Origin of the sequence: Microbacterium sp. zg.Y1084 (assembly GCF_024623595.1) — a bacterium.
Lineage (GTDB): Bacteria > Actinomycetota > Actinomycetes > Actinomycetales > Microbacteriaceae > Microbacterium > Microbacterium wangruii.
Genome location: NZ_JANJGV010000003.1, coordinates 53,595 through 70,878, shown reverse-complemented (window position 1 = coordinate 70,878; position 17,284 = coordinate 53,595). Strand labels below are relative to the sequence as shown.

At 71.1% G+C, this 17,284-nt stretch carries 12 protein-coding genes; 6 read left to right on the top strand and 6 right to left on the bottom strand.

Going from position 1 to position 17,284, the window contains the following annotated elements; all coding sequences use genetic code 11:
* The first annotated feature begins 20 nt into the window (after positions 1-20).
* Positions 21-1,358, top strand: coding sequence for a deoxyribodipyrimidine photo-lyase (locus tag NQ165_RS04850; RefSeq protein ID WP_257531886.1), 1,338 nt, complete (start codon positions 21-23; stop codon positions 1,356-1,358).
* A gap of 49 nt (positions 1,359-1,407) precedes the next feature.
* Here NQ165_RS04850 and NQ165_RS04845 read toward each other — a convergent pair whose 3' ends face one another.
* From NQ165_RS04845 to NQ165_RS04830, 4 genes are read right to left on the bottom strand one after another with little or no spacing between them, the layout of a single operon-like run.
* Complete coding sequence (locus tag NQ165_RS04845) at positions 1,408-2,739, bottom strand: ABC transporter substrate-binding protein (protein WP_257526314.1); 1,332 nt, start codon at positions 2,737-2,739, stop codon at positions 1,408-1,410.
* A gap of 59 nt (positions 2,740-2,798) precedes the next feature.
* Positions 2,799-3,704 carry a carbohydrate ABC transporter permease gene (locus NQ165_RS04840; RefSeq protein ID WP_257526315.1) on the bottom strand — a complete coding sequence of 302 codons (906 nt, stop codon included), beginning with the start codon at positions 3,702-3,704 and terminating at the stop codon, positions 2,799-2,801.
* The gene (locus NQ165_RS04835; RefSeq protein ID WP_257526316.1) at positions 3,701-4,639 is read right to left on the bottom strand and encodes a carbohydrate ABC transporter permease; all 939 of its coding nucleotides are present in this window, start codon (positions 4,637-4,639) and stop codon (positions 3,701-3,703) included. The genes NQ165_RS04840 and NQ165_RS04835 overlap by 4 nt, the downstream gene beginning before the upstream one ends.
* A complete protein-coding gene (locus NQ165_RS04830) occupies positions 4,636-6,654 on the bottom strand; it encodes a beta-galactosidase (RefSeq protein ID WP_257526317.1) in 2,019 nt (672 codons plus the stop codon). Before NQ165_RS04830 ends, NQ165_RS04835 begins: the two co-directional genes overlap by 4 nt.
* A gap of 144 nt (positions 6,655-6,798) precedes the next feature.
* On the opposite strand from NQ165_RS04830, the gene NQ165_RS04825 reads away from it, so the two are divergent.
* Positions 6,799-7,815, top strand: a complete 1,017-nt coding sequence (locus tag NQ165_RS04825) for a LacI family DNA-binding transcriptional regulator (protein ID WP_257531884.1) — start codon at positions 6,799-6,801, stop codon at positions 7,813-7,815.
* 45 nt (positions 7,816-7,860) lie between these two features.
* The gene (locus tag NQ165_RS04820) at positions 7,861-8,919 is read left to right on the top strand and encodes an LLM class flavin-dependent oxidoreductase (RefSeq protein WP_257526319.1); all 1,059 of its coding nucleotides are present in this window, start codon (positions 7,861-7,863) and stop codon (positions 8,917-8,919) included.
* Between the two features lie 27 nt (positions 8,920-8,946).
* Here NQ165_RS04820 and pheA read toward each other — a convergent pair whose 3' ends face one another.
* Positions 8,947-9,903: a prephenate dehydratase gene (gene pheA / locus NQ165_RS04815; RefSeq protein ID WP_257531882.1), complete on the bottom strand. Its 957-nt coding sequence runs from the start codon at positions 9,901-9,903 to the stop codon at positions 8,947-8,949.
* A gap of 78 nt (positions 9,904-9,981) precedes the next feature.
* On the opposite strand from pheA, the gene pgm reads away from it, so the two are divergent.
* The 3 genes from pgm (at position 9,982) to NQ165_RS04800 (ending at position 16,024) form a co-directional block, all read left to right on the top strand.
* Positions 9,982-11,622 (top strand): phosphoglucomutase (alpha-D-glucose-1,6-bisphosphate-dependent), encoded by a 1,641-nt coding sequence (gene pgm / locus NQ165_RS04810; RefSeq protein WP_257526321.1) that lies wholly within the window; start codon positions 9,982-9,984, stop codon positions 11,620-11,622.
* 469 nt (positions 11,623-12,091) lie between these two features.
* Entirely contained in the window at positions 12,092-14,728 is a 2,637-nt protein-coding gene (locus NQ165_RS04805) for an alpha/beta hydrolase-fold protein (RefSeq protein WP_257531880.1), read from the top strand.
* A gap of 78 nt (positions 14,729-14,806) precedes the next feature.
* Positions 14,807-16,024 carry a hypothetical protein gene (locus NQ165_RS04800; protein ID WP_257526323.1) on the top strand — a complete coding sequence of 406 codons (1,218 nt, stop codon included), beginning with the start codon at positions 14,807-14,809 and terminating at the stop codon, positions 16,022-16,024.
* Between the two features lie 172 nt (positions 16,025-16,196).
* On the opposite strand, the gene NQ165_RS04795 is transcribed toward NQ165_RS04800, so the two are convergent.
* Entirely contained in the window at positions 16,197-17,198 is a 1,002-nt protein-coding gene (locus NQ165_RS04795; protein ID WP_257526324.1) for a LacI family DNA-binding transcriptional regulator, read from the bottom strand.
* Positions 17,199-17,284 lie beyond the last annotated feature (86 nt).

The window sequence follows — 17,284 nt, the reverse complement described above, 5'->3', positions numbered from 1 at the left end:
CGCGCCTTCAGCATGGGGTGATGGGCTCACCCTCGCTGGTCTGGTTGCGCGACGACCTCCGTCTGGCGGACAATCCGGCGCTGCGCGCGGCGGTGGACCGCGACGAGCCGGTCATCGCGCTGTACGTGCTCGACGAGGAGTCGCCGGGGCTGCGCCCCCACGGCGGCGCCGCCCGCTGGTGGCTGCATCACAGCCTCGCCTCGCTGTCCGAACGCCTCGCCGAGCGCGGCGGCACCCTGCTGCTGCGCCGAGGACCGGCAGACCGTGTCGTGCGCGAGGCGGTGAGCGATGTCGGCGCCGGGGCGGTGTTCTGGAACCGCCGCTACGGTGGCGCGGCGCGGGAGGTGGATGCGCAGCTGAAGACCGCGCTGCGCGCCGACGGCGTGGAGGTGGCCTCGTTCGCGGGGTCGCTGCTGTTCGAGCCGTGGACGGTGCGGACCGGCGGCGGCACCCCGTTCTCGGTGTTCTCACCGTTCTGGCGGGCGTGCCTCTCGCTCCCCGCTCCCCGCGCGCCGCTCCCCGAACCGCGCAGGCTCACCGCCGCCAAGCGCGCCGCGGCATCCGACGCGCTCGGCGACTGGGACCTGCTGCCCACCCGGCCGGACTGGGCGGGCGGTCTGCGCGAGACGTGGGAGCCGGGCGAGCCGGGAGCCCGCGCGCGGCTGCGGGAGTTCCTCGCCGACGATCTCGGGCGCTACGACCGCGCCCGCGACTCCCCCGCGGCGGGGGCGACCTCTCGACTGTCGCCGCGGCTGCGGTGGGGTGAGATCAGCCCGTTCATGGTGTGGCACGCGGCCACGCAGACGCCCGGCGCCGGCAGATTCCTCTCCGAGCTGGGCTGGCGCGAGTTCGCCTGGCACACCCTGTTCCACTTCCCCGACCTCGCCACGAAGAACCTGCGCCCCCAGTTCGACGCCTTCCCCTGGCCCCGGCTGAACGGGGCGCACCTGCAGGCGTGGCAGCGCGGGCGCACCGGCATCCCCCTCGTCGACGCCGGAATGATGGAACTGTGGCGCACCGGGTACATGCACAACCGCGTGCGCATGGTGACGGCGTCGTTCCTGGTGAAGAACCTGCTCATCGACTGGCGGCACGGCGAGCAGTGGTTCTGGGACACCCTCGTCGACGCCGACGACGCCAGCAATCCGTTCAACTGGCAGTGGGTCGCCGGCTCCGGCGCCGACGCGGCGCCGTACTTCCGCATCTTCAACCCCGAGCTGCAGCGCGAGAAGTTCGACCCCGACGGCACCTACTCCGGCCGATGGGCGCCGGATGCCGGTGCCCGCGAGCCGCTGGTCGATCTCAAGCTGTCGCGCCAGGCGGCGCTCGACGCCTTCGAGTCCGTGAAACGCGCGTGACCCCGCGCGCACGCAGCGCACGGGGTCACGGCGGCTCACGCCGCGGTCATCATTCGGCGACGGGGATGCCCTGAGCCTCGAGCGTGGAGATGGTCGACGCCTGCGCCTTCTCGAGCGCCTCGAGCAGGGTGCCCTGACCGGTCACGGCTTTCTGGAAGCCGTCGGAGACGTCGGCGTAGGTCTGCGTCATGGTCGGCCCCCACACGAAGTCGGGGTTGACCTGCTCGGCCGCCTCGGCGAACACGTCGTAGATCTTCTGCCCGCCGTAGAACTCCACGCCCTCCTGCAGCGACGGCAGCGACAGCCCCTCGGTCGTGGCCGGGTAGATGTTCGCCGACGTGTTCAGCGCCGTCAGCGCCTCTTCCGAGGTGTTCAGCCACAGGGCGAACTTCGTCGCCTCGTAGAGGTGGTCGGTGCCCTTGAACACCGCGATCGACGAGCCGCCCCAGTTGCCCGAGCTCTGCCCGCCGGCCTCCCACTGCGGGGCGGGCGCGACCGACCACTTGCCGGCCGTGTCAGGGGCGCCGCTCGAGATGGAGTTGGCACCCCAGACCGCGGAGTTCCATCCCCACACCGCGCCGGAGTTGTAGGCGTTGTTCCACTCCTCGGTCCACGCCGGGTAGGTCGAGACGAGATCCTCGTCGAGCAGCTCCTGCCAGTAGTCGGCGACCTGCGTCGACGGGCCTGCGGTGAGGTCGACCGTCCAGGCATCGCCGTCATTGGTGAACCAGTCGCCGTTGGCCTGCCACACGAAGCCCGCGAACTGGTTGATGTCACCGGTGGAGAAGTTGGTGATGTAGCCGCCGGCCTCGCGCACCTTCACCGCGGCCTCCTTGAACTCCTCCCACGTGGTCGGAACCTCGATGCCGTTCTGCTCGAACAGGTCGGAGCGGTAGAACAGCGCCATGGGCCCGGAGTCCTGCGGAATGCCGAAGACGCCGTCGGACGTGCCCAGCGTCACCTGACCCCAGGTCCACGGGATGAAGTCGGCCTCGGCGGCGACGACGTCCTCGCACGCGGCGAGGTTCTCGAGGCCGTCCTGCACGCGGAAGCTCGACAGCGCGTCGTACTCGATCTGACCGAGGTCGGGGGCGTTGCCCGCCTCGAGCTGGCTGAAGAAGCTCTTGTACGTGCCGGAGTTGCCGTTGGGCCCGGTCTGCACCGCGACCTGGATGTCGGGGTTCTCCTCGTTCCACATGTCGACGACGTCTTCGATGCCCGGGATCCACGACGTGAACTCCAGCGTGACGTCACCCTCCGACGGCGCGCAGGCGGCGGCATCCGTGCCGCTGTCAGTGGTGCCTCCCGCGGAGCATCCGGCCAGCGCGATCGCGCTGAGCAGTGCGACGCCGGTGGCGACTGCCCTCTTGTTGTGCTGCATGATCTTCCTTACTCGGTGGTGGTGTTACAGGGAACCGGAGGGCCGCAGCCCTCCGGAGGTCATTTGACCGAGCCGCTGCCCAGTCCGTTGCGCCAGAACCGCTGGAGCAGCAGGAAAGCGACGATGAGCGGCACGATCGACAGGAACGAGCCGGTGAGCACGTAGGTGCGCAGTTCGGGGATCTGATTGAGCTGGGTGTTCCAGGAGTAGAGCCCGTACGTGATCGGGAACAGCTCCGCGCTGCGCAGCATGATCAGCGGCAGGAAGAAGTTGTTCCAGATCGACACGAACTGGAACAGGAACACCGTCACCAGCGCCGGGGTCATCAGTCGCACCGACACGGTGAAGAAAGTGCGCACCTCGCCGGCCCCGTCGATGCGCCCGGCTTCGATGAGCTCGTCGGGCACCGACGACGCGGCGTAGATGCGACTCAGGTAGACGCCGAACGGGCTCACGATGCTCGGCAGCAGCACGGCCCAGTAGGTGTTGGTCAGGTTCACCTGGCTGAACAGCAGGAACAGCGGCAGCGCGAGCGCGGTCGCCGGCACCAGCACGCCGCCGAGCACCACGTTGAAGAACAGCTCCCTGCCGGGGAAGCGGTACTTGGCCAGCGCGTAGCCGCACATGCCCGCGAACACGGTCGCCAGCAGCGCGCCGACGACGGCGTAGCCGATGCTGTTGAGCAGCCAGCGGAAGTAGATCCCGTCGCCGTAGGAGATGAGGTCGCCGACGTTGGTGAAGAAGTTCCACTCCGCGAACCAGAGGGCGGGCGTGGTGAGCAGGTCGCCGCGGTCCTTGGTGGATGCGATGAACAGCCACCAGATGGGCACCAGGAAGTAGAGGGTGAAGACCCCCATCACCAGCAGTGCCGCGCCCCGGGAGAAGATGCTCTCGCGCGCACCGCGCGAACGGGCGGGGGCGAGATCGTCCGCGGTGGCTCCGCGGGTACGGGTGAGCATGCTCATTGCGCTGCCTTCCGCTGGGTGGACTTGAGGAACGTGAACGACAGGGCGAACGTCGCCAGCGCGAGCACGACCGAGAACGCCGCCGCCAGCTGGGTGTTGGGGACGGAGCTGGTGGCGTAGATGAGCATGTTCGGGGTGAACCCGGACGAGACCGCGGAGCTGAAGGAGCGGAACACCTGAGGCTCTGCCAGCAGCTGCAGCGTGCCGATGATGGAGAAGACCGCCGTGAGCACGATCGCCGGGGCGACCATCGGGATCTTGATCGACCACGCGATGCGGATCTGCCCGGCGCCGTCCAGGCGCGCCGCCTCGTACACCTCCGACGGGATCGCCAGCAGGGCCGAGTAGATGATGAGCATGTTGTAGCCGACGAACACCCAGGTCACGACGTTCGCGATGGACCACAGCACCATCTCGGGCGAGAGGAAGTTGATCGTGCGCGTCACATCGGTGAACGGCGACAGGTTCGGGGAGTAGAGGAAGCCCCACATGATCGCAGCGATGACACCGGGGACGGCATAGGGGGCGAAGAAGGCGAGGCGGAAGAACCGCTTGCCCTTCAACGCGGGCGAATCCAGCAGCAGCGCGAACAGCAGCGCCAGCCCGAGCATGATCGGCACCTGCACCACGCCGAACAGCAGCACGCGGCCGACGGACTCCCAGAAAGGGCCGTTCTGGAACACCAGCGCATACTGCGTCAGCCCTCCGAAGACCTCCTGCGGCGCCCCGTACGTGCCCTCGCGCTGGACCACCTGGAGCGACTTCCACACCGCGTAGCCGATGGGGATCAGGTAGAACAGCAGGAACAGCACCCCGAACGGGCCGGTGAAGATCGCGATCGCGCCCTTGTGCTGCACCTTGCGGCGCTCGCCGCGACGCGGCCGGGAGCGGCGTGCGGCGTCGGGGGCGCGGGTGATGGCCTCTGTGGCGGTCATGCTGCCGCCTCCTCTCTGACGATGCGCACCGCACCGCCGGGAACGTCGACGCGACCGCGCACCGGGTCGCCCGTGATGAGTTCGACGCCGTCGGCCTCGACGCTCGCGGCATCCGTCGCGTGGTTGACGATGAACAGATACGACGCCTGCGGCCCCCGGCGGCGCACCAGTTCGAGCTGGGCGAGATCGCCGTGCACGTGCGCGGGCGGGCGCACGCCCGCGTCGGCGGCGAGGCGCGCGATGAGGTCCCGGTAGGCGGCCTCGTCGGGCAGCGTCGCCAGATACCAGGCGACACCGTCGCCCCAGGCGTTGCGGGTGAGCGCGGGGTGCCCGGCGGCGGGCCCGGCGGCGAAGGATGCCACGACCTCGGCCGTGTCGGCCTGTCCCCGCTCGCTCCACAGCCGTGCCGTCGTGCCGTCGGTGAGATGCATGACGTCGTCGGCGGCGACAGGAGCGAACTCCTCGATGCGCACGCCCAGCGCCTCACGGAAGGGGCCGGTGTAGCCGCCCGTCCACACCCGGTCCTCGGCGTCGACGATGCCGCTGTTGAACGTGACCAGCGCAGTGCCGCCCGCCGCCACCCAGTCGGTGATCGCGGCGGCCTCGTCGGCACGCACGAGGTGCAGACCGGGCACGATGACCAGCCGGTGACCCGATAGGTCGGCCCCCGGCCGCACGACGTCGACGGTGAGGCCGAGGGCATGGGCCGCCCCGTAGGCGGCGTGCACCTGGTCGAGGTAGCCGAGCGCCTGGCTGGGTCGGGACTCCGTCTGCGTCGCCCACCACGCCTCCCACGAGAACACCACCGCGACATCGGCGACCACGCGGGATCCGGCGACCTCGGAGATGCGCTCGACGATCCCGCCCAGCTCGGTCACCTCGCGCCACAGCGCGGAGTCGGTGCCCGCGTGCGGCAGCATCGCGGAGTGGAACTTCTCGCTGCCCTGCACTGAGGCGCGCCACTGGAAGAAGCACACGCCGTCCGCGCCGCGGGCGACATGGGTGAGCGAATTGCGGATGATCTGGCCGGGCGCCTTCGGGGTGTTCAGCGGCTGCCAGTTGACCGCGCCGGTGGAGTGCTCCATCAGCAGCCACGGCGCCCCGTCGCCGAGGCCCCGTGAGAGGTCGGCGGCGAAGGCGAGCTCCGAGACCGGGTCGGCCAGCCGTCCGTCCAGGTAGTGGTCGTTCGCGATCACGTCCATGTCGGCGGCCCACGACCAGTAGTCCATGTTCTCGATGTGGGCCGTGACCATGAAGTTCGTGGTGACGGACCGGTCGCTGAGGGCCCGGATGGCATCGGCCTCGGCCCGGTACAGCCCGCGCAGCTCGTCGGAGCTGAAGCGGTGGAAATCGAGCATCTGCGACGGGTTGCCCGTCGAGAGGGTCGTGCGCGGCGGCAGGATCTCGTCCCAGTCGCGGTAGCTCTGGCTCCAGAACGCGGTGCCCCACGCGGTGTTGAGCGCGTCGATCGTGGCGTAGCGCTCGCGCAGCCAGCGGCGGAAGGCGCCGGCGCTGACGTCGCAGTAGCACAGCGCGTTGTGGCATCCCAGCTCGTTCGACACGTGCCACAGGGCCACCGCGGGGTGGTCGCCGTAGCGGCGCGCGACCTCGGTCGTCAGGCGCACGGCGGCCTCGCGGAAGACAGGCGAGCTCGGGCAGAACGCCTGCCGGCCGCCCGGGTACCGGCGCGTGCCGTCCGCGGCCATCGGCAGCATCTCGGGGTGGCTGCGGGTGAGCCAGGCGGGCGGCGACGCGGTGCCGGTGCCGAGGTTGATGCGGATGCCGGCGGCGTGCAGCCGCGCGACGATGTCGTCGAGGCGGGTGAAGTCGTACTCCCCCGCGCGCGGCTCGATGTGCGACCAGCCGAAGATGTTGATCGCGACGAGATCGACCTTCGCCTCGGCCATGAGGGCGATGTCCTCGTCCCAGACGTCGGGCGTCCATTGCTCGGGGTTGTAATCGCAGCCGAACGCGATGCCGTCGTGCGCGAAGGGTCGGCGGGCGGGGGGCGTCATTGTCTCCTCGGATCTGTGAACGTGCACAGCCCGATGCGACTTTTCTCCGCATTGAGAACCTGTGAACGTGAACACATTATGAGCGGCACCCATCGCTGTCAACACGTGCACCCCGGGGTGTGCGCGTGCACATACGATGTGAGCGTGGAAGCGACGGGGCGACGACGCCGGGCAACGGTCAAGGACGTGGCACTCGAGGCCGGGGTGTCCCGCGGCACGGTCAGCCGCGTGCTCAACGGTCAGCCCTACGTCTCCGCCGAGGCGCGTGCGGCGATCGACGCCGCCATCACGAAAGTCGGATTCGTGCCGAATCGAGCCGCGCGCAGCCTCGTGGTCCAGAGCTCCCAGGCGATCGGGCTCATCGTGCACGAGCCGCATTCACTGTTCGTGGAGGACCCCAACATCGGGTCGATCCTGCTGGGCGCCAATGCCGCCCTCTCCGAGGCGGACTACCAGATGGCCTGCCTCATCGCCGACTCCCCCCGCGACATCGAGCGCCTGTCGCACTACCTGGGCGCCGGACTCATCGACGGCGTCATCATCGTCTCCGCGCGGGTCGGCGACCCCATCACGCGCGCCGTGGCGCAATTGCAGCTGCCGGCGGCGTTCGTGGGGCACCCGCGCGACATCGGCGATGCCGCCTACGTCGCGATCGACAACCGGGCCGCTGCCCGCGAGATCACCACTCGGCTGGCCGCGACGGGGCGCCGTCGCATCGGGATGATCGCGGCGGCGCTGGACCGCGACTCCGGATCGGACCGCCTCGCGGGCTTCGTCGACGCACTCGGGCACCGGTTCGACCCGCAGCTCGTGCAGAGCGTCCCGCTCTACTCGTTCTCGTGCGGCCAGGACGGCATGCGGGCCCTGCTGGAGCGCCACCCCGACATCGACGGTGTGTTCGCCTCGAGCGACGCCGTCGCTGCCGGCGCCCTCGACGTTCTGCAGGCGGCCGGACGCTCCGTTCCCGGCGACGTCGGGATCGTCGGCTTCGACGACAGCTCGTGGGCGCTGCGGTGCGACCCGCCGCTGTCGACCGTGCACCAGCCCGCCACGGAACTCGGCCGCGCCGCCGCCGAGGCCGTGCTGCGCCAGCTGCGCGGCGAGGGCGATGGCGGTCGGCAGCTGCTGGAGTGCCCGATCGTCTGGCGCGATTCGGCGTAGCCGTCGGCTGGAATGCCTGGAGCCCGCGTCCGGTTGCACGAAGTGATGAGCACCCCCACCCCCGCCCCGGCCCTCTCCGTCCTCGACCTCGTCCCGGTCCGCACCGGGCAGAGCAGCGCCCAAGCCGTCGCAGCAGCGCTGTCGCTGGCCGAGACCGCCGACCGACTGGGACTGCGGCGGTACTGGTTCGCCGAGCACCACAACATGCCGTCGGTGGGCTCGACCACTCCCCCCGTGCTCATCGCCGCCGCCGCAGCACGCACGTCCCGCATCCGCGTCGGCTCCGGCGGCGTGATGCTCCCCAACCACTCCCCGCTCGTCGTGGCCGAGCAGTTCGCCGCGCTCGAAGCGCTGGCACCGGGCCGCGTCGACCTGGGCATTGGCCGTGCGCCGGGCAGCGACCCCGTCATCACGCAGCTGCTGCGCATGTCGGGCACCTCCAGCGACGTCGAGCGCTTCCCGCAGCACGTGCAGGACATCCTCGCGCTCGTCTCCCCCGAGGGGGCGACGCTGCAGTTCACCTCGGGCGGCACCTACGACGTGCACGCGACGCCCGCGGCCACCGGCACGCCGCAGGTGTGGCTGCTGGGGTCGAGCGACTACTCGGCGCAGCTGGCGGCATCCCTCGGCCTGCCCTACGTCTTCGCGAACCACTTCTCCGGCGAAGGGCTCGAGCGGGCGCTGGGGCTGTACCGCGGGCAGTACCGCCCGAGCGAGGCGCACCCGGAGCCGGTGACATTCCTCACCGCCAACGTCGTCGCCGCCGACACCGCCGACGAGGCCGAGGCGCGCGCACTCCCCCAGCTGCGGGCGATGGCCCGCCTTCGGCTGAACCGCCCGATGGGACCGATGGAGACGGTCGAGGCGGCACTCGCGGCCGCGCCCGATGACGCGATGACGCCGCTCATCCAGGCGATGCGGGAACGCTGGATCATCGGCACGGGCGAGCAGGCGGCATCCGACCTGCGCACCCTCGCACGCACCCACGACGTCGACGAGATCATGGTCTCCCCCATCGCGGCCGCCCGCGAGGACGAGCCGATGGATGCCCCCACCGGTCGCGACCGCACGCTGGAGCTGCTGGCCGCCGCCATCGCCGGCTGACCGGCCGCGCCCGCGGGGAGGCGGCGGTCAGTCGGCGGGCTCGCCCGACAGCAGCCCCCGCAGCCAGTCGCGCGCCTCGACGAACACCTCGTCGGAGTAGCGGTCGGGGTAGCGCACGATGGCGCGATCGGCCCGGGGGTACGAGCCGAGGAAGATGACGCGCGGGCTGAAGCGGCGCAGCCCCATGAGGGCGTCGGCCATGCGCTCGTCCTGGATGTGGCCGTCGGCGTCGATGACGAAACGGTAGCGGCCCAGCGCGTCGCCGATCGGGCGCGATTCGATGAGCGACAGATTGATCCCCCGGGTCGAGAACTGCTCCAGCAGCTCCAGCAGCGCCCCGGGGTGGTCCTCGGGCAGCTCGGCGATCAGCGAAGTCTTGTCGGCGCCGGTCGGGGTGGGCGGCGTGCCCGGCCGGCTCACCAGCACGAACCGCGTCACGGCGTTGGGGTTGTCTCCGATCGACTCGGCGAGCAGCTCGAGATCGTGGTGCTCCAGGATGCCGGGAGGGGCGATGGCGGCATCGGCTCGACTGGTGCCGTCGAGCATGTCCACCGCCGCGGCGACGTTGCTGGCGGCCGGCAGGTGCGCGTGCGCCGGGAGCGCCCCCGAGAGCCACCGCAGGCACTGGGCGTAGGCGACGGGGTGGGCGGCGACCAGGGAGACGTCCTCGATCCGGGTGCCGGGGCGGCCGACGAGCACGAAGTTCACCGGCACGAGGTATTCGCCCACGATGCGCAGGCCCGGCATGGTGGCCAGGGCGTCCTGCGCGGTGGAGACACCGCCGTCGACGGAGTTCTCGATCGCGATCATCGCGGCATCCGAGCGCCCGTCGACGACGTCGGAGAGCGCCTCGCCGACGTTGCGCACCGGGCGCCACACCTGGTCACGGGCCTCGGGCACCTGCGCCAGCGCCGCCTCGGTGAAGGTGCCTGCCGGACCCAGATAGCTGTAGGTGCGGCGGGTGGTGGACGGATCGGTGGTCACGGGGAGCAAGCCTAGTCGCGTGTCCCGCCGCGTCCCGATGCCTGGGCACGCGGGCGGATCAAGTGACAGACTGAGCGAATGAGCCGCGCAGGACAGCCCGCCGAAGCCTCCGACCTCGTCGACATCGACGAACTGGTCAACGCCTACTACGACCGCAAGCCCGACGCCTCGATCCCCGAGCAGCGCGTCGCGTTCGGCACGAGCGGCCATCGAGGCTCGTCGCTGTCGACGAGCTTCAACGAAGACCACATCCTCGCCACCACGCAGGCGATCGTCGATTACCGCGCCGCGCAGGGCATCACCGGTCCGCTCTTCCTCGGCCGCGACACCCACGGCCTCTCGCGCCCGGCCGAACGCAGCGCCATCGAGGTGCTCGTCGGCAACGGCGTGGACGTGCGGGTGGACTCCCGTGACGCCTGGGTGCCGACGCCGGCGCTGAGCCTGGCGATCCTCACCCACAACCGGGGCAGGGATGCCGGTGACCCCGGCCGCGCCGACGGCATCGTCGTCACGCCCTCGCACAACCCGCCGCGCGACGGCGGCTTCAAGTACAACCCGCCCCACGGCGGACCCGCCGACACCGATGCGACCGGGTGGATCGCCGAGCGCGCCAACGCCCTCATCGCCGCGGGCCTCGACGGGGTGCGCCGCACCCGGTTCGCCGACATCGACGCCGACGCGCTGGGCAGCTACGACTTCCGCGACGCGTATGTGCGCGACCTCGCGAGCATCATCGACATCGACGCGATCCGCTCCGCCGGTGTGCGCATCGGCGCCGACCCGCTCGGCGGGGCCTCGGTGGAATACTGGGCGCTCATCGCCGAGGTGTACGGTCTCGACCTCACCGTCGTGAACCCCGACGTCGACCCGACCTGGCGCTTCATGACGCTCGACTGGGACGAGAAGATCCGCATGGACCCGTCGTCGCCGTCGGCGATGGCTTCGCTCGTGGCCCGGCGCGACCAGTACGACATCCTCACCGGCAACGACGCCGACGCCGACCGCCACGGCATCGTGACCCCCGACGCCGGGCTGATGAACCCCAACCACTACCTCGCCGTCGCGATCGACTACCTCTTCCGCAACCGTGAGGGGTGGCCGGCGGATGCCGCCGTGGGCAAGACGCTGGTGTCGTCGATGATCATCGACCGCGTCGCCGAGTCCCTGGGCCGGCGTCTGCTGGAGGTGCCGGTCGGATTCAAGTGGTTCGTCCCCGGGCTGCTCGACGGGTCGGTCGCCTTCGGCGGCGAGGAGTCGGCCGGGGCGTCGTTCCTGCGCAAGGACGGCACCGTCTGGACCACCGACAAGGACGGCATCCTGCTGTGCCTGCTGGCCGCCGAGATCCTGGCCGTCACGGGCAAGACGCCGTCGCAGCGCTATGCGGAGCTCGAGGCCGAGTTCGGCGCGTCGGCGTACGAGCGCGTCGACGCCCCCGCGACGCCCGCGCAGAAGGCGACGCTGGCCAAGCTGTCGCCCGAGGCCGTCACGGCCACCGAGCTGGCCGGCGAACCCATCACCGCGAAGCTGTCGCATGCGCCGGGCAACGGCGCCGCCATCGGCGGGCTGAAGGTGCAGACCGAGCACGCGTGGTTCGCCGCCCGCCCCTCCGGCACCGAAGACGTGTACAAGCTCTACGCCGAGTCTTTGCGCGGCCCGGACCACTTGCGCGAGGTGCAGGCCGAGGCCCGCGCCGTGGTCGCCGCCGCTCTCGGCGACTGACCGGCGCGCGCCGCTGCCCGCCGCCGGCGCCGCCGCCGGCGCGCGCCGCGCCGCCGCGTCGGCGCCGCGTCAGCGCTGAGACGAATCCTGACCGCCGAGACAGTGGGTATTCCCCATGGTCTCGGCTGTCGGCATTCGTTTCAGCGTCGAGGGAGCGGCGGATGCCGCGGCGAGTGGGGCGCGGGAACACGCGGGGTATTGACAGGGCTTGGGGGGATCGACAACATATCCGTGCGGAGGCTTTACTACGTTGTAAAACCCCATCCGGGCGCGCGGCGTACGGGTGATCGGGCTCCGCGACGGCTCGCCCCGATCACTGCTGGACAGCTGGTTCCTCGAGCCTCATCCGCGCACGCTGCCGTGCGCTCGGCGATCGGAGACGACGATGATGTCAGGCAAGACGATCAGAGGCCGGGGAGGTGCCGAGCGAAGCCACCGCAGGTGGATCGCACTCGGCACCGCTGCGGCCGTGGGACTGGGCGGCGCGCTGGTGGCGCAGCCCGCGATGGCCGCCCCGGGCGAAGACCCGTGGCTCTCGATGCCCGCGGACGGCGTGCATCGCTTCACGGTTCCGGCGGCCGCAGCGGATGCCGCCGTGGGCGCCACCCCCGCCGCGATCGCGGTGGAGGGGAACCTCGCGCAGAACAAGCAGTGGGCGCAGCTGAACTCCGGACTCTCCGGCGGCAGCTGGACCTCGACGATCGGCCCGCTGGAGCCCGGTCTGTACTACTACCAGTACACGGCGACGCTGGCCTCCGGCGAAAAGGTCGGGTTCCGCAACCCCGACAGCCCGCAGGCGGTGACGTCCAAGCCGGCGTGGAACACGTTCTTCGTCCCCGGTGACGAGGTCGCCTGGATGGCCGATGTGCCCGCAGGTGGGCAGATCGAGACCCTGACCTACGACAGCACGGTCGCCGAGGAGGAACGCTCCGCGTACGTGTGGACGCCGCCCGGCTACGACGCCGACCGCGCCGAGCCGTACCCGGTGCTCTACCTGCTGCAGGATGCCGGGCAGAGCCCTGCCGAGTGGAGCGAACTTGGGCGCGCCGCGCAGATCCTCGACAACCTCGCCGTCGAAGGCGACCTGGAGCCGATGGTGGTCGTCATGGGTGATGGCGACTCGTCCGACGCGCGCACCGAGGTACTCGACAACCTCCTGCCCGCCGCCCGGGACGGCTTCAACGTGTCGTCCGACCCCGCCGACCAGGCCATCGCCGGCATCGGCCGCGGCGCGTCGCAGGCGCTGACCCTCATGGTCACCGACCCCGGGGAGTTCTCCCAGGTCGGGTCGTTCTCCGGGCGCCTGACCGCATCGGTCAGCGCCGCGAAGGCGGCGCAGATCAACGCGGGCACCGACCTGGTGCGCCTGTACGTCGGCAACACCACCGACCGCGCGTACAACCAGACCGTGAGCCTCGCGGACAAGTTGAGCGCGGCCGGCGTCGAATACGAGATGGACGGCGCCAACCCCGACAGCGGCGGCACCTGGGAGAGCTGGCAGGAGAACCTGCGCGACTTCGCCTCCCGCGTGTTCCAAGACACCACCGACGGCGGGCCGAGCAACGGGCACCTCCCCGTCGAGGGACCGCACTCCCTGCCCGCACCCGGCACCACCCCCACCCCCTGGATCGACGACAACGGCATCATCACCTTCGAGACCGGCACCCAGTTCGCCGACGCGAAGAACGTGACGGTCTGGGGCAACTGGGGCGCCGGCGGCAGTTGGCCGCGCCTTCCGATGACGAAGGTGGGCGATCGCTGGCGGGTGACGGTCGGGCCCCTCGACGGCGGCTCGTACTACTACAAGTTCGTCGTCGACGGCGTGGACCACAAGGACCTCAGCAACCCCACGAAGGTGACGATCGAACCGAACTGGAGCACGTTCTACGTGGCCGGCGAGGGGCTGCGCGCCGAGTACACCGGCGATGTCCCCGAGGCGGATCGCGGTGCCGTCACGACGATGACCTACCGCAGCACGGCCGGCGAAGCCGACCGCTCCGCGTACGTGTGGACCCCGCCGGGGTTCGACGCCGAGCGCGCGGAGGCCTACCCCGTGCTGTATCTGCAGCACGGCGGCGGGCAGACCTGGTCGGACTGGATCGAGGTCGGTCGGGCCGCGCAGATCCTCGACAACCATTACCTGCGCGGGACGATCGTGCCGATGGTGGTGGTGATGGCCAACGGCAACGGGGTGAACTTCCCCAACGAGATGCTCCAGCGCATCGCGCCGACGGCCGAGGAGCAGTACAACGTCAGCGCCGAGCCCGACCAGCGGGCACTGGCAGGTCTCTCGATGGGTTCGGGGCACGCGTTGAGCACGCTCTACGCCCACCCCGGCGAGTTCGGCTATATCGGAGCGTTCTCGGCGTTCAGCGCGCCGCCCGCCAGCGCGGATGTCGAAGCCATCAACGCGGGGACCAAGCTGCTGCGCATCTACAGCGGCGACATCCAGGACTTCACCTACCAGCCGACGTTGGGCCTCATCGCCGCGCTGGAGGATCGGGGAATCGCGCACGAGTTCGCGCCCCTGATTCCTGGCCCGCACAGCTGGGATGTATGGCAGAAGTCGCTGATCGATTTCCTGCCGCGTCTGTTCGCTGCGGACACCAGTGATGGCATCCCCGTCACCGCTGTCGTCCCGGAAGGCGAGAACGGCTCCCTGGCCCTGACGGTCGCCGACTACGGCGACGGCATCGCCTTGGCCGGCCCGGACAACGCCGGAAACCGCCTGCGGTTCACCGGCGAACTGCCCGAGGTGACCGTCACCGACTCCCGCACCGCGCAGCAGGCAGGCGTCGGAGGCTGGGCCGTCTCCGGCCACGCCGACGCGTTCACCTCCGCCGGCCAAACGGTCACCGCCGACCACTTCGGATGGACACCCCGCGTGCTCACCCCCCGCCCCGGGCTCAGCGCCGGCGACCCCGTCGCCACCGTGCTCGCCGGCGGCCCGGGCCTGGACACTCCCGGTGAACTGGCCTCGGCCACTGCCGAAGGACGGTTCGGTTCGGCCATACTCGGCGCAGGACTCGTGCTGGAAGTCCCCGTGGACACCCAGCCCGGCACCTACACCGGAACACTCACCATCTCGCTGTTCCCCGTCGACTGAGACGAGGACCGACCCGGGCGCGGGGGGGGCGCCCCCCCCCCCCCCCCCCCCCCCCCCCCCGCCACCCTCAGGAGACACATGACCTCCCGACTGCCCCTCGCCCTCGCCGTGGCCGCTGCCCTCGTCGCCGCCCCCACTGCGGCTGCGGCGACCGCCGTGACATCCGCCGGGACGACTGGCACGGCCGGGGTCGCCGCCGCCGTCGCCACGGCGGCCGCAGACGACACCACCGGCGAGACCGGCACGACGTGGGCGCTGCAGCCCGCCGGCGCGGAAGGCCCCGACGGCCGGGTGTCGCTGCGGCACACCATCGACGGCGGGGCGGCCGTGGACGACCTCGTCGCGCTGACCAACTTCGGCCCGCAGCCGGCAACCTACGCCGTCTACCCAGGCGACGGCACCGTCAGCGCCGACGGCAATTTCGACCTCGCTCCCGCCGACGAGCCGGCGACCGGCGGAGGCGCCTGGATCACCGTGGGAAGCGTCGACGGCGCGACAGCGCGCGACGGTGGCGGCATCGTGCTCGAGGTCCCCGCCGAGACCACCGTGACGATCCCGGTGCGCGTCGAGGTGCCCGCCAACGCCACCCCGGGCGACCACCCGGCCGGTATCGTGGCCGAACTCGTCCCCGCCGACTCCGACGCGGTGCAGCTGGCCTCCCGGGTGGGGGTGCGCGCTCACCTCCGGGTCAGCGGCGACATCGTGGCATCCGTCGTTCCCGACGGAACGACAGCCACCTACACGCCCTCCTGGAACCCCTTCGCTCCGGGCACCGTGACGGTGACCTATGCGCTGTCCAACGACGGCAACGTGCGGCTGGGTGCCGAGACCGACACCGCGGTGAGCGGCCCCTTCGGCATCCTGGCCGCGTCTGCTGCGACCGAGAGCCGCGAGATCCTCCCCGGCCAGGCCCAGTCCACCACGGTGGAGGTGCCGGTGTGGCCGACGTTCTTCAGCTGGGGCACCGTCACGGCCACCCCGCTGGTCGTCGGAGAAGACGAGGTGGATGCCGCGCTGGCCGCGACCACCGCGGAGTTCACCGTCTGGACCATCCCGTGGTCGCAGCTCGCGCTCCTCGCCCTGCTGGTGGGCGGTTTCTTCGCCATCCGCGCATTGCGGGCCCGGTCTGCCGCGCGCGTGCAGGCCCGCATCGACGCCGCCGTCGCCGCGGCGAAGGCCACCGAGGGCACGCCGGCCCCACCGGCTGCGGACGCCGATGCGGCGCCGGCCGCCGCCACCGACACCGCGCACGTCGCTGCCGACACCGAGCCCGCCGCCGCCCCGCCCCGCCCGTGAGACGACAGCCGGCGGCCGAGACAGCGGATTTCACCCACGGTCTCGGCCCTCAGATGAGGTCTCACCGTCAGCTGCGGTCTCGGCCGTCAGCTGCGGTCTCGGCCGTGAGGTGAGGTCGCAGCGGTCAGGTGCGGTTGCAGCGGAAGGACACCGACGGGACGCGCGACCCGCGTCAGGACGACTCGCGACGAACGACCGTGAAGTCGGGCTTGATCGTGCGGGGCGGCAGGCGGTCGTCCTTCTCGGCGATCCGCTCGACGAGCAGCCGCACCGCGATCTCGGCGATCTGCTCGCGGCCCGTCTCGACGCTCGACAGCGACGGCACCGAGAACCGCGCCTCGTCGATGTCGTCGAATCCGATGACGGCGACGTGCTCGGGTACGGCGATGTGCTCCTCACCGAGCGCCCGCAGCACCCCCAGCCCGAGCGTGTCGTTCAGCGCGAACACGGCGTCGAACGCCACCCCGTCGGCCACGAGACCGTGCAGCGCCGCCGCTCCGGACTGCCGGTTCCACCCCTCGGCCGGGCGCACGAGCCGACGGTCGAACGGGATGCCGGCCGCCTCGAGCGCCCGGCGGTAGCCGCGCAGCCGCAGGCTCGCTGAACTCGCCTCGCCGTCCTCGTCCTCGGCCGCCGCGCCCACCACGGCGATGCGGCGCCGCCCGGTGTCGATGAGATGCGCAACCGCAGCCTCGGCTGCCGAGACGTTGTGCATCGCGACGTGGTCGGTGGGACCGCCGAAGATGCGCTCGCCCAGCAGCACGAGCGGGAATGGTGCGTCGAGCACGTGCGCGTCCTGCTGGCCGAGGGCGACGGGGCTGAACAACAGCCCGTCCATGAACCGCTGGCGGCGACCGGAAACGGCGGCGAGCTCGGTGTCGCGGTCGCCGCTGGTCTGCTCCACGACGACCCCCAGGCCGCGCTTCTCCGCCGCGCGGATGATGGCGTCGGCGAGCTCGGCGAAGTAGTTCTCTCGCAGCGCCGGCACCGCCAGTCCGATGACCCCGGTCTTGCCCGACCGCAGTCCACGCGCCGACAGGTTCGGGTGATAGTCGAGCTCGTCGATCGCCGCCTGCACGCGGGATCGGGTCTCGGGTCGCACGTGCGGATAATCGTTGATGACGTTGGAGACGGTCTTGATCGACACCCCCGCGAGCCGGGCAACGTCGTGCATCGTCGAACCCATCGCCTGCCCCGTTCTCGCACCGCCCGCCACGCAACTCTAGCGCCGGGCCAACCGACTGTTGACATCACCGGAGT